The organism is Paracoccus angustae (genome assembly GCF_042648745.1).
Taxonomy (GTDB): Bacteria; Pseudomonadota; Alphaproteobacteria; order Rhodobacterales; family Rhodobacteraceae; genus Paracoccus; species Paracoccus angustae.
Window position 1 is genome coordinate 1 of the sequence record NZ_JBHRXY010000053.1, and the last position, 13,918, is coordinate 13,918.

The following is a 13,918-nucleotide window of genomic DNA, read 5'->3' on the forward strand; positions in this document are numbered from 1 at the left end:
GAGCTCACAGCACGACATCCAGGCAGCAGACCGCAGCGCAGCAATCAGAAAATCAATGGGGCGCAAACGCCGCTTACGGATCACCCCCCTCCGGCCACGCCGATATCGGTCCAACTCAGCCTGCGGGATGGGGTCATCCAGCGGCCGGTGTCACGACCGCCCCCCGGTTTGACATGTCTTGCCGGAGCACGGTTTACAGCCGCCCGGCCTCGTGCCGGCTTCCGTCAGGAGACCTGCAGCCGTCCGTCTGCATGGGCGGGGACGCGCCGGGTGAGGGCGTCGAGCTGTCTTCTCCCGGTCGCCGCGTGGGCCTGCTTCAGAGGTGCGGCCGAAAACATCTCAGCGCAGCTGACGCGGCTCGCTGATCTCGTCTGCATCCTGGGTGGCTTCGTGCACTTCCTCGCGAATGATTTTCTTGGTGATGTCGTTGAGGTGGGATGTCAGGGCGCGGCTGAGCTCCTCGAATTCCGGCCATAGCGTCACGTGGACGAAACTGGCCGGGGCGCGGACCATGACGGTCTGGCGGTGCATGCGCGGATAGCGGAACGGCTTCATGCCGTAGCGCCGGCACAGGGCGATGAAGAGCTGACGTGACCAAGGATCGGTGATCGAGAACTTGAACTCCTCAGCCTGTTCCGTCCTGCTGATGGTCTCGAACTGGCGCCGAATGCGCTCTGCCGCGGCACCTGCTGCGGTTTTTTCCCCGGCTGTCGCAGCACCGGCATAAAGCGCCTCGATCTTGCGCAGCTTTTCGCGAAGGCGTTCCTCGGAGGACAGGACCATCAGTGGATCGTCGGTTTGGCGGTGGGCGTGGCCTCAAGCCTCTGGCGGCGGGCGCGAGTGCAGGACAGCACGGCCTCGTGGATCTCGGTTTCCATGATCCGGGTCAGCTCGCGCAGATGCTTGAAGGTCGTCTCGAGTTGGGTGTGGTCATCGGCCTTGGGGTCACGTGCCACAAGGTCGCAAATACCGGCCATCATGGCCCGCAACTCTTCGAGGTGACCGACAGCCTCATGCGCACGCTCGGGCAGATCGACCGCCTCCTCTCCGTTGAAGAGCCCTTCGAGAAAGCCGTCCAACTCCTCGAGGCGAATACGGGCGTAAAGGCCGAGATTGGCAGCGGTTGCGTCCAGGGGTGTGCGGGTGAGCCGGAAGGGCTGACTGCGCTTCTGGTGCCGGGTCAACTCGTTCCACAAGCCCTGCACCAGGGCCTCGAGCAGGGTGTTGAACTCATCCATGCTGTCGAAGGGAGGGAGTTCGCCACCCCACAGGTCCTTGATGATCTGCAAGGGCGAGACCGACATCTCGGGGGTGGCGATATTGCCCAAAAACCGTGTACGCACGGCGTGGAACGGCACAGGGCATGCGTGCTTCACAAGCAAACCCTTTACGACTTTCTCCACTGGAACCTTGGCAGTCTTCTTCATGGCCGTCCCGAACATACACAGACAGGGGTGACCACCTTGAGGCAGCCGATCGAGGGTAGGTAGCCTCGCGATTTTCCATGGTTGCAAGGTTAGAGGCAAGCTCCACCTCAGCAGCACCCTTATCGTTACCGGCATTGGGAAGACCTGCATCGGTCCCTCTGGACTTGTTTTCGCAGAGCGTTGCTGGCGCCCATGACAAAGCCGCCCCGATCAGACCCCATCGTCGCCTCGCCTCGCCTCGCCTCGCCTCGCCTGGTTGCTGGGGCAGGTGATGGATGAACAGGGGCTCGCGCCATCAGCATTGACCCCTGACGGTGAGCACGAGGCGGCACGCGCGGCACCTTCTGAAGGCACGAAGCGTTCCTGGCGCGGCCGCCCGGTAGAGGCAAAGGAGGGCTGGGGGGATCGTGACGGGTTGAAAGCCAGGGAGAGAGGCTCCCGGCGCCCGTCGCGGAGAACACGCCCATGGCCAAAGCCATATCCCCCATCACCCTCGCCTCGGCCCGCGACATTCCCTTCGACAAGCTGGTCCTCAGCCAGTCCAACGTCCGGCGCATCAAGGCCGGCGTTTCGGTCGAGGAGCTTGCCGCATCCATTGCCCGGCGCGGCTTGATCCAGTCCCTCCATGTCCGTCCCGTTCGGGACGAGGACGGCGCGGAGACCGGCCTCTACGAGGTTCCTGCCGGCGGCCGGCGCTTCCGGGCGCTTGAACTGCTGGTCAAGCAGAAGCGCCTGGCGAAGACCGCGCCCGTGCCCTGCATCGTCTCGGGGAGCGGGTCCGAGACGGATGTGCTCGTGGCCGAACTGTCCTTGGCCGAGAACATCGAGCGGGCGCCGCTCCATCCGCTCGATCAGTTCCGCGCCTTCCAGACCCTGCGCGAGGAGGGCATGACCGAAGAGGCCATCGCTGCGGCCTTTTTCGTTGACGCCAAGGTCGTCAAGCAGCGCTTGCGGCTGGCTTCTGTCTCGCCCGCGCTGCTCGAGGTCTATGGCGAGGACGCCATGACGCTCGAGCAGCTGATGGCCTTCACCGTCTCGGAGGATCATGCCCGCCAGGAGCAGGTCTGGCAGGTCATCAAGGACAGCTGGTCGAAGGAGCCCCACACCATCCGCCGGATGCTGACGGAAACCACGGTGCGGGCGTCCGACCGGCGGGCGCTCTTCGTGGGTGTTTCGGCCTACGAGGCGGCGGGCGGCATCGTGCTGCGCGATCTCTTCGAGGGCGACGATGGTGGCTGGCTGCAGGACGTGGCCCTGCTCGACCGGATGGTCGCGGAGAAGCTGAAGTGTGAGGCCAAGGCGATTGCCGCGGAAGGCTGGGCCTGGGTCGAGGTGGCCGTGAGCTTACCCTATGGCCACGACCGCGGGCTGCGTCGGATTGCCGGCACCACCATCGACCTGACCGCGGAGGAGCGCGCCGCGCGCGAGACTTTGCGCGACGAATACGACCAACTGGAGGCCGAGCATGCGGAAGCCGAGGAGCTGCCCGAAGATGTGGACAGGCGGCTCGGCGAGATCGAGGCGGCGCTCGAGGCTTATGAGCACAGGCCGGTGGTCTTCTCGCCCGAGCAGATGTCGCGCGCCGGGGTGTTTGTCAGCATACGCGCCGACGGCAGGTTGATGGTCGATCGCGGCCATGTCCGGCCCGACGATGAAACCGCGCAGGGGACTGAAGACGGCGAGGCCGGGGAATTGCCCGATGCGACGGGCGGCGTCACGCCCTGGCATGCCAGAGAACCTGCCGCCATCACGATGGCGGGTGAGCCAGGCACCGGCGAGGAAAGTGCCGAGGAGACCGACATCCTCAAGCCCCTGCCCGAGAGCCTGGTGGTTGAGCTGACCGCGTATCGCACGCTGGCCTTGCGCGACGCCCTGGCCGCGCACCCGCATGTCGCGCTGACAGCCCTTCTGCACCGGCTGGTGCTGGACTGCTTTGGCAGCCGCGGCTGCGGCGCGGCCTTGGAGGCCTTTGTCCGGACCGTCTGCTTTCCCGTGCAGGCCCCGGGTCTGGCCGACAGCCTGCCCGCGCAACAGATCGCCACGCGCCATGCGGCATGGCAGGCCGACCTGCCCGATGCCGAGGATGACGACCGGCTTTGGTCCTGGCTCGAGAACCTCGACGACGCAAGCCGACTGGCTCTGCTGGCCCACTGCGTCAGCTTCGGGGTCAATGCGCTTGTCGAGCGGCCGAACCCCTATAGTGGCACGGGTGTCAGTCAGCAGGGTCTTGAGCGGCGCCTCCGCGAGGCCGACCGGCTGGCCCGGGCGACAGAGCTCGATCTCGTGGAGGCGGGCTGGCGGCCCACGATCGAGAGCTATCTTGGCCGGGTGACCAAGCCGCACATCCTTGCGGCAGTGCGCGAAGGCGCAGGGGAGGCAGCGGCGCAGCGCATCGATCACCTGAAGAAACCCGACATGGCGCGGGAAGCCGAGCGGCTCCTGGCGGAGACCGGCTGGCTGCCCGAGCCGCTGCGGCTGCGGATTGCCGAAAGCGGGGCAACCAGCGACGAGAATGCCGGATCTGCTTCCCTGCCGACCGACCCGACCGGTGAGGCCAATAACGCGGAACCAGACGACACGGACGATCCCGGACGGGAGCCTCCGTCCGGAGCAGGGGAAGACGGCACTGCCCGCGTGGAGGAGGACAGTCCGCAAGGCATGGCCGCCGAGTGAGGATGGGGGCCGGGGCGGCATAGCCGCCCCGTCTCCCGCTCTCCCGGTCCACGACGGCTTGGTCGTGTCGCGCTGACCTGAGGCGGGGGCCGTGAACACCGCCCTCCCTTACCAAGAGGGAGAGCCAGGTGGGGGAGGGGACAAGCCCGGCGTGAGGAGGGAGAGCCGCGCCGCGCCGTTTTCTGTCATTCCCCTCTCCCGGAGGACCTTTCCATGACCGATCCCGAACATGCCGGCAAGCCGGACTCCGACCTTGCCGTCAGCATCGCCCGTGTTCTTGCCGAACACGATGCTCATCAACAACGCGCAGCCGCGCTGCGCCCGGCCAACAAGGCCGCGCTCTTCGATGCCCTGGAGGCCGCCGGGATCACCACCGTCACGGTGACCTTCGACGGCTACGGCGACAGCGGCCAGATCGAGGATGTCACCGCACAGTGCGGCGAAACCATTGTCGATCTTCCTCCGGGGGAGGTTTCGCTGGCGTCTGCCACCTGGAACTCGGACGATGTGTCCACTGCCCAGGTGGAGATCGCGGCCGCCCTCGAGCAGCATTGCTATGATCTGCTCGAGCAAAGCCATCCCGGCTGGGAGAACAACGACGGCGCCTCTGGCGAGTTCGTCTTCGACGTGCCGGCCCGAACGATCACGCTCGATCACAGCGAGCGCTATACCGCCACTGAAACCTACAGCCACGTGTTTTAAGGGAGGAGACCATGGCACATCCCTATCATCACGCCCTCTCCTCGGTTCGCAGCTGGGGCGGCAGCATCGAGGACTACCTGGACGTCCATGCTTGGTTCGATGGCAGCAAGGAGATCCTTGCCGACTTCCGGCACCGGGCGCTGCGCCATCATGCCGAGGGTATCTTCATGTCGGAACGGCTGTTCGGTACCACGCTCACCCTGGCCTCGGGGCGGCGGATCCCCACCCGGTGGATCGGCGAGCAGCATGTCCGCGAGGATCTGGGCCATATCCCGAGCTTCGCCGACTGGGCCAGGGCGATCCGCCCGGAGCCGTGGATGGGACCGGCCGCAAGGATCGAGCCGATTGTCGATCTTGTTCCCGCCGTCAGCCAGGCAGTGAGGGGAGCATCCTGATATTCGCAACCTACCTGCGCCTGCATGTCGGGGGTTATGCCCCGGCGAGCACGGTGGTTTGCGCGGCGGCGGTAGCGCTCATCAGCCCGCAGGCGCGTCATGACTGGCGTCTGCGGGAGATGCGCAAGGCCTTTTATCGGAACATGCTGCGCTGCCATGCGCCCTGGCCCGCTGGCTTTATGACCGGATCAAGGCGGAATACGAGCACTCCCCTCGGACGAAACCGTCGACCACGTCATTGCCGCCAACGGCTACCTTCACGGCCGAAGGCCGGCGGTTCGGCTGATCCTCTCATGCCTCCTGCACGAGGTCGATGCCGACGGCTTTCGCCGCCTTCACGAACCGGCGGTCGAAGGTCAGAAACGCGTCCCTGTCCGTCGAGCGGCGAAGATGCAGCGCATCGGCAAAATCCATGCCCCGCTCGACCAGGTCAATCGCGGCCGCCACGATGGACGCGTCTTCAACGGTGACATGAGAAAGGCCGCCAAAGGCGCGCAAGGCGCGCGCCACATCCGCGGGGCCGTGGCCATAAGCGCTGCGCAACACCCATTCTGTTTCCAGCACCACGGTGACCGGCACGAACACGGGCTGCCCGTCCACGATTTCGCGCGCGCGCCTCGATTGTTCAGGATGATCGCCGGTCAGGTAGCGGACGACAATGTTGGTATCAATCGCGATCATGGTGCCTGCGGGCCTCGGCCAGCACCCCGGCCTCCATCTCTTCGAGCGAGACAGGCGCGCCCGTATGCGGCAACATCCCGAACACGGCGTCAGACCGGCTGGGCGCAAAGGCGGGCGCCGCCTTCAGCAACACGCCTTCGGGGGTGTCCTCGACGATGAGCCGGGTTCCTGCATCCCAGTCCCGGCGCCTGCGGATCGCTTTGGGCAGGATGACCTGTCCCTTGGTCGAGACGGTGGTGATTGGGGGATCGGCCTGTGCCATGTCGGGATCCTGTGTAAGACAAGGGTAAGATACGCGTCGCGGCACCGCGCATCAAGAGACAGAGGGTCGCCGGGAAAAGGCTGCGCCTGCCGGAGCTAGAGAGCGACATGGCGGGCGCATCCCTGTTTCTCATAACCGGAGATCTCCGCCATGACCCTCACCGCACCCTCATTCTCCTCTGCCATGCCCGTTCCCGAGGAGCGCCGCATGGGCTTTCTGCCCCGGCTGTTCGGCGCCCGCCTTCTTCTTGTCGGCGAGCACACCGTCTTCGGCTTCATGGAAAGGCTGAGCCCGACAGACTACACCGGCGGCATGTGGGACTTCCTTGAGTTGGCAGGCGAGCCCCTTTATCTCGCCCCGACCTGCAAGCCCCGCTTCCATCTCGTCTGGGACGGCAACGGCTACGAAGGCGTCGTTTCGGCCGATGCTGCCGGCATCATCGCCACGCTCTTTGCCTTCTCGCACCTGTCTTTCCGCCACGACGCCCCGGAACTCTCGGAGGGCTTTGCCCGCCTTTATGCCCATGCCGCGGATCATCCCGAGGCCCGCGAGATTTTCCAGGCCATCGACTGAGCCTTGCAAGCGCCCTGCCTTTTCGCGGGGCGCTTGTTTCATGCTGGCTTCCGCCATGGCGCCGCTGGAGGGCGGCTCAGACGGCAAGCGAGAGAAGCCTGCCTCCTGGACACGCGCCGGGATCTAGGGCCGAGGAGAAGATGCGCATCAGGTCGTTATCCTTGGCAGAAGGCGGTCCGATCAGCAGGCGCGTGGTTACCAAAACGGCCCTTGTGGAGCGGCTTGGCAGCAATCTCGTGCTGTCTTGCCGAGCAGCCCAGCTTAGGGTTACCGGATGGTCATGGCCGTGCATGCAAGGCGGACCCCACGATGGATGAACGCGCAACCCGCGATGAACGCCTGGATGACCTGGCGCAAACCCTGGCGGACATGCTCGGTGTCAACAAGACGGAAGCCATGCGCCTGGCTCTCCAAAACGAGATCGAGCGTCTGCGGTCCACACCCACCATTGATGACCAGATTGCGACCTTGCGCGAGACGGTGAAGAACTACGGCCGCAAGTCGACGCGCATGGTGCACCCGTCAAAAAAGCGCTGAGGGTCATACCAACGCTTCCGTCTGACCACCTTGCGCGCTGTGCGCCCGGCGGCATCCGCTGTCACGGTGGACGCCGCCTCGTCACATGACTGCAGGTACTTGTCGCCGACCTGTGCCCTTGAAGCCCAAGACCCTGCTTCCGCCAGCAGACCAGGGGATGGCCATCACGGAAGGCTGTGAGGGTGTGCCGCCCGGCCGTGGTGCGGTGATGGAGACAGTCGGCAAAGACAGAGGGGGGTCGCGGCAGGAGGGTGAGCCGATGCGGTCGAGAGAGTCCCGCGAATTCGTGCTTTCTGCCCGCGGGAAAACGCCGCGACCGAGGGTCCGCGGTCCGGACCCCGGAGGCGGCAGATGCCCCAGCACACAGGAGATCCTCTGATGCCCCATCGTGACGCGTCCGATCTGGCGATCCGTCTTGGCCGCGAGGCCGAGGCGGTCTGCCGCCATTACCTGTCCTCTGGTCGAAAGACCGGCAACTACTGGCTGGTCGGCGATGTGAGAAACACTCCCGGCCGCTCGATGTTCGTGCGTTTGGCAGGCCCGGAAACCGGCGGGGGTGCCGTGGGCCGCTGGTCAGATGCCGCCACCGGCGAACACGGCGATCTGCTCGACCTCATCCGCGCAGCGACGGGCCTTCTCGACTTCAAGGATGTGGCTGCCGAGGCACGCCGGTTTCTTGCGCTTCCCCATCCCGATCCGGCCTCGGTCCAGACAGCAGGTGGCGGGACATCCCGCAGGGCACCCGGCTCGCGGCAGGCGGCACGGCGGCTCTTCGCCATAGCCGAGCCGATCGGCGGCACGCTCGCGGCAACCTATCTGGCCGGAAGGGCAATCACCTGCCTTTCCTCCATGGCCGCGCTGCGCTTCCACCCCCGGTGCTACTACCGCCCGGATGTGCGCGCGCATGGTGGCGATCAACTCTCCGAACATCAGCCGCAGAAGCGGGGAAAGCGTCGGGATATCGTCGGAGTTGGCGACGACATAGACCGCATGCGGGCGCCGCCGAATGTCGCCCCAGGAAAAGTCGTTGGCGCTCGTGATCTTGTCGATCCGGGGGTTGAGCCACAGCCCGAGGCCGGAGCCGTCAAGAACCGAAGCGTAAGACGAGAGCGTCCGATCGGAATGGCCCGAGAAGTTGAGAAAGATTGTCGCCGTCTGGGCGTGACGCGCCTCGGCTGCCAAGGCGGCGTAGGCTGCCTCCTTGTTGCCGGTATCGAAAAGGATGCGGGCAATGGCGCCAAGCGTCGGCGTGCCGCGCTCGATGGCCAGCATGCCGCCGGCCACGAAGAGCTGGCGCGCGCCCACGATGAAGTCCGAGGCGCCGCCCTTCTCGTTCTTCGGGATCAGGAAATAGCTGGCGAGCTTTGAGAGCTCGGTGAACCGCTGGTCGGTATCCGCAATCCTGCTGATCCGCTCAAGCGGGTTGTAGCGATGCGACGGGTGCTCGAAGTCAAACGGCGCGATGCGGATCACCTGGTCGCCCTGCGCCTGGCGGTGCCGGGCCGTCGCCTCGAAGATATCGCCTTTCACATCCATCACCACGCAGGAGCCGGGAAAGAGCAGCGTGTTCGGCATCACGTATCCCACCCCTTTGCCCGAGCGGGTGGGCGCGGCCACCAGGGCATGGGGGAAGCGGTCGTAGCTGCCGCAGACAAAGCGGCCCTTCTTGTGCGGCTTGCCGAACTTGCCGAACACCAGCCCTGCCCCTACGGGCTGCAGGAGCCCGTTGCGCCGGATCTCGCGCCGGGTCTGGAAATGCGCTGTACCATAGGTGGTCAGCCGATGGGTCAGAGTGAACGCCACGGCCAGCAGGGACAAAAGCACGGCACCTGCCAGAACGATCGCATAGGCCGAACGCCAGGGATCCTGCCCGGCCATCCGCAGGCCGGGAAACTCGGTCACCAGAACGAACGGGTGTCCCGCATTCATGCCCGCCCCAAGCTGCCAATGCAGCCACAAGCCTCCCATCATCAGCCCGACAAGGGCTCCGGCAATCAATCCCGTGGGAATAGCAATGATCATCCGGTTCATCGGTTCTGCCTCCTTTCAGAGGTCGAGATCGAAGTCCTTGCGGCGCAACTCATGTTGCGCCCGCTCGTGCTGGTGCTCGCTCGAGAGCAGCCGTTCCCTGGCCAGTTCCGCCTGCCGCCGGGACAAACCCAGGCTTTCGTGGCTCTCGGCGGCTGCGACCAGGGCACGGGCGATCGCGCGGCGTGGCCCTTCTTCGGGAAAGTCCGAGGCCAAGGCCCGATCATCGCCTGAAGCGATCTGCTCCATGACCCTTTCGCCGTACCGCTCCTTCAGGTCGCGCGCGAAGCGTTCGGCGTGGTCCTCCCCCTCGAACTCGACCCGGCGGTGCTGGCGGTGTACCCGGGACAGCGTCTCGAGCGTCCGCACCAGGCGATCGCTCTCGCGGCTGTGGACCGTCTCCCGGGCGTGCTCCATCCCCAGGGCGTGGTTCAGCACCTTGGCGGCGGTGGCGTAGAAGCTGTCCACGAGGTCGGCCACCTGGTCGCGCTCGGCCTTTACGTCGAGATCGAGCCCTCGGGCAACCGAGACTGCCCTGAGATCTGCCTTGACCCACTCGCGCTCCTGCCAGGCATTGGCAGCCGGATGCTCGAGCCGCCGCTCCATCGCGGGCCGCTCGATGCCGATGGCTTCGGCCGCCTCCAGGACCCCGGTCCGCACCTCAAGGGCGGCGGTCCGGGACAGGGTCTTCGTGACCGTCCTGCGGGTGATGGCGCTGTCTCCAAGCTCGCTCCGGTAGAGGGCCGAGCGCGGCGGCTCCATGACCAGCTCGGCGCCGCGTGCATCGCCCAGATCGCGCAGGATCGCGGTGGTGACCTCCGCCAGTTCCGTGCGCATCTCGCGCCGGTCCTCGGGACCAAGGGTGGCGATCTCGCGCTCGGCCCGATCAAGCCAGCCGGCAAACACCCGGTCCAGGCTCTGCCGGGTATGCGGAATGATGGTGCCGTCCAGATCCATAGTCGTCTCCTTCAGGGTTTGTGGGGATATGATACCGCCGGCCTCGAGGATCTTGGCAGCCCGCTCCATGCGCAGCTTCACCTCCTTGAGCCGGGCAAGGCTGGCGATCCCGGCCAGCATCTTGAGCGTGGCCGCGCTGCGGGTGACCACCGCCAGCCCCTCCTCGAGCGCCGGGCCCTGCAGCGCCCGCTCGCGCACCGGGCGCCTCTCGCGCGCCGCCCCCTCGATCTCGGCACGGCTCGGCCCATAGGTCAGGATGCCCCGCTCGAGGCGTGAGGAGGCATCGAGTTCCACCCCCATCCCGCCCGCGATCTCCACCAGCCGCTCCTTCATGGTGGAAAGGTTGAAGGCATGGTCCTTTGCCATGAAGAACCAGGTGTCCTGCTCGAGACCGCGGTTGTTCACCACGATATGGACATGGGGGTGCGAGCGGTCGGTGTGCAGCGCCGCCACATAGGCCCATTCATCCTGCATATGGGTGCCTGACTGGAACATCTCGAAGGCCCAGGCCTCCGCGATCCGCAGCGCCTTTCGGGGCGCAAGGTCATAGGGAAACGAGAGGAGCAGATGCGTGGTATGGCCATTCTTTGGATCGCCCCGCCAGCCGTCCGACCAGTCGAGCACAATCGCGCGGCGCTGCTCGGCTGACAGCACCTGTGCCTCTGGATCAAGCGCGACCGTGTTGCCGAAGAGCGCATGCGACTTGGTGAAGAGATAGCGAAGCTGCGCCTGGAGCCGGCCCGGCGTCTGCGTGCCGCCTCGGGCAATCTTCTTCAGCACTGCGGCGTTCGAGCCCTGGCCCACCCGCCACAGATCGCGCGCCCGCGCCGAGAAGGACGACCCCCTTGCCCCGGATCGTCGCCCCGTCGTCTTGCCGAACCCGCTGTCGTGCGGCACCCGGCCGCCGACGCGGCGCAGCCGGATCTCGCCGATCAGATCATCCGAGAGGCTCGCCATGCTCCGCCTCCTTCCATGCCATAAAGAGCCGGATGCCGCGACGCCGCTGCTCGTCCACCACTGCCCGCAGATCGGCGCGCATCTCCGGCAGGGTCTGGCGCAGGGCGTTGAGGACCGCCCATTGCTCACCGCTTGGATCGATGCGACCCTGGCCCGCCGCCAAGGCGATTGCGTTCACGGCAAGGCCGATCTCCTGGAGCTCGGCCCGCACGGCCTCGAGGCGCACACCGGTGGCGGGGTCGAACTCCAGCATCCCCGAGGCCGCCCGCACCAGGGCTCGCAGGGCGTCCGAGGTCGAGCCAAGGCCATGGCGGCTTTTCAGCACCAAGAGCGCCTCCAGCTCGACCGGCGACAGCCGGGCCGAAACGGCTTGGCCTCCGGTGGTGGCCGTCTCCCGGCTGCGGCGAGGGCCGTCCGGGCGGGTCTTGCTGATCTGTTTGCAAGAACCGTGCTGTGACGCGGGCGAGCGCCGCTTGCCGCCGGGGCGCACTGGGTCTGCGGGGGTCTGGGGCGTGTCTCGAAGGGCCATCGGGCGCTCCATTCCACAGGTGTAGACACTCGGCATTTCCTGCCAACGTTACATCTCTCACCATGCCATATTTTAGGGGATCTGTCACGGGTTTCGTGCTGGCAATCCGAGAGATCCACCGCCCCTTGTTAGAGGGGCCCGCGGCGCTTCAGAACACAAGCACCCAGTGTCTACCGGAGGGTCAAGCTGGCCCATACCAATCTGATACCCCGAGCCGAGGGGAGCCGCGCCTGCCGAGGGGCGTGGCTCATGATCGCGCTCTTCCTCTACGGGCACGGCTGCCTGAGGACCAGAGACCACGCGACACAACAAGGCAGATCCTACGCCTCTTTCTATGGTTTGGCGGAGTGGGCACTGTTTTCTGCCCGAAAGATCAACTATCCCCTGAAGCCCGGCGCAGACATAAAGGTCTTATCAGCCGAGCGGGTGTGTGTGGTTGGTTTCAGAGTGTTCCCGCCCGGCTGAGAGATCCCCCATCCGTAAGGCGTGGTGCCAGTGATGTCGGGGGCGGAGAAGAGCTCCAGGTCCCTCACATGAAGCCCGGGCCCGCGTTCGCCTGGAATCCCTCGTCATCGGGGCCCGCTGTCACGTCCGGTTGTCCGACAGGGTGCTGGTCCTGCGAGGCGGGGATGCCTTTCTGACCCGTGTCCGGATGAAGGGCGCGGCTAGCTTGCCGCCCGGACCCTCAAGCTCCAGGATGAGCGTCTCCAGTTCGCCGATCTGCTTTCTGATCCGGTCGATTGCTGCATCGCGCTCCTGGCTGGACAAAGGCAGCCGGCCGATATTGGCCCGACACAGCATCACCGCCGTGTTGGCTGCCGACAGGTGGGCCTGCAAGGCGCTGTAGGTGGTGATCCGGTAGCTCATGCCCGATCCTCTTATGCGCTATTTGCATAAGGCAGACCTGGTTAAGGAGCGGTTAACAGGGCGGGATGGTGCCGCCCCTCTTGTGAAGACGCCCTCACCCGCAGCATGTTTGCGGCAGGGCGGCGACCACCTTTGTCGTCTCAGATGGCCTGCAGATCGACTGCGCTTGTCTTGCCGTTGCGGCCGGTCTCCAGTTCAAAGGAGACTTTCTGCCCGTCCCGCAGCGTGTCCAGTCCGGCGCGCTGAACGGCCGTGATATGGACAAACACATCCCCGCCCCCGGTCTCCGGCGCAATGAAGCCATAACCCTTGTCGGTGTTGAACCACTTGACAGTCCCGCGTGCCATCGTCCCTCTCCGCTGCACAACAAGACCTTGCTTGGCATAGCGCTCAGCCGCGCAGCAAGAGATTTCTGATGGAGGTCGGAATAGCTTTCCTTCAAAGGTGGGGGTCCGGATGCGACCTGCCCGCTGACTTTGGTGGCGCCTTCGCATGTCGCACATGCGACGGGCAGGGTGGCCTGTCCGATCCTGCAAGGATCCTATTTCCACGCCGTGGTCTCCGAACTGCGGGAATAGGTCCGGTTGCTATGTGTCACTGGGCATCTCGCCTGTCGCGTTGTTCTCGCGTCTTCCCTATGCTGGAGGCAGCGTTAAGGGCGGGCCATGGTCATGACCAAGGATTACCGGGGCACCTTTGACAATATTTCTGACCCTTATCACGACGCAGATGGCGTAATGCGTCGAAGGGTTATCTCGCAGCCGCCGCCTTCAATGGCGTGGTAGCTTTCGAGAACGACCCGCTCGTCGGCACCGTTCAGGGACAGCTGCCCCTCATGAGGTCCGTTGATCTGATGTTCGTCAAGGGTCGTGTCTGCGCTGAACCGGATATAGTCGCCCCCGGTTTCTATTGTGCCGCTGATCGGCTCAATGCCGTCAAGCGAGAGTGTCGCATCGGTCATGTGCTGCCCTCCCTCAAGGGATGAATAGGAACAACGATCCTTCTGCTCATAAGGGACCAGCATTTGATAAAAATGAAATGCTTGAGGATGTCTGGGAAGAAGGCGATCTCTGACCTGATACCATCGGCAACATCAGGCGGCCCCGCTTTCGAAGCCGCCCATGCCGGATCAGTATTCGTCGGGCAGGCAGAGGGTCAGGATACGGATCGTCTGTGCAGGATCCGTTTCCACCTCCGGTCCCATCAACCCGTCGGTGTCGTAAAGGTCGATCTTCCAGTAGATGCGCACAGTTTCGTCTCCGTGCGGCACATCCGGCATGCCGAAGCTGCGGACGCCATCGGTGCCATGATCGTCCATGACCGCCGCGTC

At 65.3% G+C, this 13,918-nt stretch carries 15 protein-coding genes and 2 pseudogenes; 6 read left to right on the forward strand and 11 right to left on the reverse strand.

The genetic code is table 11. From position 1 onward, the window contains the following. Positions 1 to 339: 339 nt before the first annotated feature. Positions 340 to 783: a hypothetical protein gene (locus ACFOM8_RS21160; RefSeq protein WP_377764359.1), complete on the reverse strand. Its 444-nt coding sequence runs from the start codon at positions 781 to 783 to the stop codon at positions 340 to 342. After that, on the reverse strand, positions 783 to 1,343 hold the full coding sequence (locus tag ACFOM8_RS21165) for a hypothetical protein (RefSeq protein ID WP_377764361.1): 561 nt from the start codon (positions 1,341 to 1,343) through the stop codon (positions 783 to 785). The genes ACFOM8_RS21160 and ACFOM8_RS21165 overlap by 1 nt, the downstream gene beginning before the upstream one ends. A gap of 549 nt (positions 1,344 to 1,892) precedes the next feature. Here ACFOM8_RS21165 and ACFOM8_RS21170 point away from each other — a divergent pair. From ACFOM8_RS21170 to ACFOM8_RS21180, 3 genes are all read left to right on the forward strand, one after another. Next, positions 1,893 to 4,100 (forward strand): ParB/RepB/Spo0J family partition protein, encoded by a 2,208-nt coding sequence (locus ACFOM8_RS21170; protein ID WP_377764362.1) that lies wholly within the window; start codon positions 1,893 to 1,895, stop codon positions 4,098 to 4,100. A gap of 213 nt (positions 4,101 to 4,313) precedes the next feature. Then, on the forward strand, positions 4,314 to 4,802 hold the full coding sequence (locus tag ACFOM8_RS21175) for a DUF6878 family protein (protein ID WP_377764363.1): 489 nt from the start codon (positions 4,314 to 4,316) through the stop codon (positions 4,800 to 4,802). A gap of 11 nt (positions 4,803 to 4,813) precedes the next feature. Then, a complete protein-coding gene (locus ACFOM8_RS21180; protein WP_377764365.1) occupies positions 4,814 to 5,197 on the forward strand; it encodes a DUF6915 family protein in 384 nt (127 codons plus the stop codon). A 291-nt stretch (positions 5,198 to 5,488) separates the two neighbouring features. Here the strand turns inward: ACFOM8_RS21180 and ACFOM8_RS21185 are convergent, their stop codons facing one another. Both ACFOM8_RS21185 and ACFOM8_RS21190 read right to left on the reverse strand, forming a co-directional pair. Continuing rightward, positions 5,489 to 5,878 carry a type II toxin-antitoxin system VapC family toxin gene (locus tag ACFOM8_RS21185; RefSeq protein WP_377764367.1) on the reverse strand — a complete coding sequence of 130 codons (390 nt, stop codon included), beginning with the start codon at positions 5,876 to 5,878 and terminating at the stop codon, positions 5,489 to 5,491. Beyond that, positions 5,865 to 6,140, reverse strand: a complete 276-nt coding sequence (locus ACFOM8_RS21190; RefSeq protein ID WP_103175188.1) for an AbrB/MazE/SpoVT family DNA-binding domain-containing protein — start codon at positions 6,138 to 6,140, stop codon at positions 5,865 to 5,867. The genes ACFOM8_RS21185 and ACFOM8_RS21190 overlap by 14 nt, the downstream gene beginning before the upstream one ends. Before the next feature lie 150 nt (positions 6,141 to 6,290). Between ACFOM8_RS21190 and ACFOM8_RS21195 the strand changes: the two genes are divergently transcribed. From ACFOM8_RS21195 to ACFOM8_RS23150, 3 genes and pseudogenes are all read left to right on the forward strand, one after another. Next, the gene (locus ACFOM8_RS21195; protein WP_103175055.1) at positions 6,291 to 6,713 is read left to right on the forward strand and encodes an antirestriction protein; all 423 of its coding nucleotides are present in this window, start codon (positions 6,291 to 6,293) and stop codon (positions 6,711 to 6,713) included. A gap of 309 nt (positions 6,714 to 7,022) precedes the next feature. Continuing rightward, the gene (locus ACFOM8_RS21200) at positions 7,023 to 7,250 is read left to right on the forward strand and encodes a type II toxin-antitoxin system VapB family antitoxin (protein WP_103175054.1); all 228 of its coding nucleotides are present in this window, start codon (positions 7,023 to 7,025) and stop codon (positions 7,248 to 7,250) included. A gap of 519 nt (positions 7,251 to 7,769) precedes the next feature. Beyond that, positions 7,770 to 8,090, forward strand: a pseudogene (locus ACFOM8_RS23150) (DUF7146 domain-containing protein); the annotation flags it as partial. 81 nt (positions 8,091 to 8,171) lie between these two features. Here ACFOM8_RS23150 and ACFOM8_RS21205 read toward each other — a convergent pair. The 7 genes and pseudogenes from ACFOM8_RS21205 to ACFOM8_RS21235 all read right to left on the reverse strand — a co-directional run. Then, a pseudogene (locus ACFOM8_RS21205) lies at positions 8,172 to 9,281 on the reverse strand (type IV secretory system conjugative DNA transfer family protein); the annotation flags it as partial. 15 nt (positions 9,282 to 9,296) lie between these two features. Next, positions 9,297 to 11,192 (reverse strand): relaxase/mobilization nuclease domain-containing protein, encoded by a 1,896-nt coding sequence (locus ACFOM8_RS21210; protein ID WP_377764371.1) that lies wholly within the window; start codon positions 11,190 to 11,192, stop codon positions 9,297 to 9,299. Further along, a complete protein-coding gene (locus ACFOM8_RS21215) occupies positions 11,173 to 11,721 on the reverse strand; it encodes a hypothetical protein (RefSeq protein WP_377764372.1) in 549 nt (182 codons plus the stop codon). The genes ACFOM8_RS21210 and ACFOM8_RS21215 overlap by 20 nt, the downstream gene beginning before the upstream one ends. A 585-nt stretch (positions 11,722 to 12,306) precedes the next feature. Continuing rightward, positions 12,307 to 12,588 (reverse strand): hypothetical protein, encoded by a 282-nt coding sequence (locus ACFOM8_RS21220; RefSeq protein ID WP_188717040.1) that lies wholly within the window; start codon positions 12,586 to 12,588, stop codon positions 12,307 to 12,309. Between the two features lie 140 nt (positions 12,589 to 12,728). Further along, a complete protein-coding gene (locus ACFOM8_RS21225) occupies positions 12,729 to 12,935 on the reverse strand; it encodes a cold-shock protein (RefSeq protein WP_188717038.1) in 207 nt (68 codons plus the stop codon). A gap of 371 nt (positions 12,936 to 13,306) precedes the next feature. Beyond that, the gene (locus ACFOM8_RS21230) at positions 13,307 to 13,549 is read right to left on the reverse strand and encodes a hypothetical protein (protein ID WP_103175207.1); all 243 of its coding nucleotides are present in this window, start codon (positions 13,547 to 13,549) and stop codon (positions 13,307 to 13,309) included. Between the two features lie 168 nt (positions 13,550 to 13,717). After that, on the reverse strand, positions 13,718 to 13,918 hold a 201-nt coding region (locus ACFOM8_RS21235), incomplete at its 5' end, for a DUF3768 domain-containing protein (protein WP_377764375.1).

Coding starts and splice junctions, on each gene's coding strand:
- ACFOM8_RS21200 (WP_103175054.1), top strand. CDS start 7,023: ATGGATGAACGCGCAACCCGCGATGAACGCCTGGATGACCTGGCGCAA.
- ACFOM8_RS21175 (WP_377764363.1), top strand. CDS start 4,314: ATGACCGATCCCGAACATGCCGGCAAGCCGGACTCCGACCTTGCCGTC.
- ACFOM8_RS21160 (WP_377764359.1), bottom strand. CDS start 783: ATGGTCCTGTCCTCCGAGGAACGCCTTCGCGAAAAGCTGCGCAAGATC.
- ACFOM8_RS21170 (WP_377764362.1), top strand. CDS start 1,893: ATGGCCAAAGCCATATCCCCCATCACCCTCGCCTCGGCCCGCGACATT.
- ACFOM8_RS21230 (WP_103175207.1), bottom strand. CDS start 13,549: ATGACCGATGCGACACTCTCGCTTGACGGCATTGAGCCGATCAGCGGC.
- ACFOM8_RS21195 (WP_103175055.1), top strand. CDS start 6,291: ATGACCCTCACCGCACCCTCATTCTCCTCTGCCATGCCCGTTCCCGAG.
- ACFOM8_RS21210 (WP_377764371.1), bottom strand. CDS start 11,192: ATGGCGAGCCTCTCGGATGATCTGATCGGCGAGATCCGGCTGCGCCGC.
- ACFOM8_RS21190 (WP_103175188.1), bottom strand. CDS start 6,140: ATGGCACAGGCCGATCCCCCAATCACCACCGTCTCGACCAAGGGACAG.
- ACFOM8_RS21225 (WP_188717038.1), bottom strand. CDS start 12,935: ATGGCACGCGGGACTGTCAAGTGGTTCAACACCGACAAGGGTTATGGC.
- ACFOM8_RS21215 (WP_377764372.1), bottom strand. CDS start 11,721: ATGGCCCTTCGAGACACGCCCCAGACCCCCGCAGACCCAGTGCGCCCC.
- ACFOM8_RS21180 (WP_377764365.1), top strand. CDS start 4,814: ATGGCACATCCCTATCATCACGCCCTCTCCTCGGTTCGCAGCTGGGGC.
- ACFOM8_RS21220 (WP_188717040.1), bottom strand. CDS start 12,588: ATGAGCTACCGGATCACCACCTACAGCGCCTTGCAGGCCCACCTGTCG.
- ACFOM8_RS21185 (WP_377764367.1), bottom strand. CDS start 5,878: ATGATCGCGATTGATACCAACATTGTCGTCCGCTACCTGACCGGCGAT.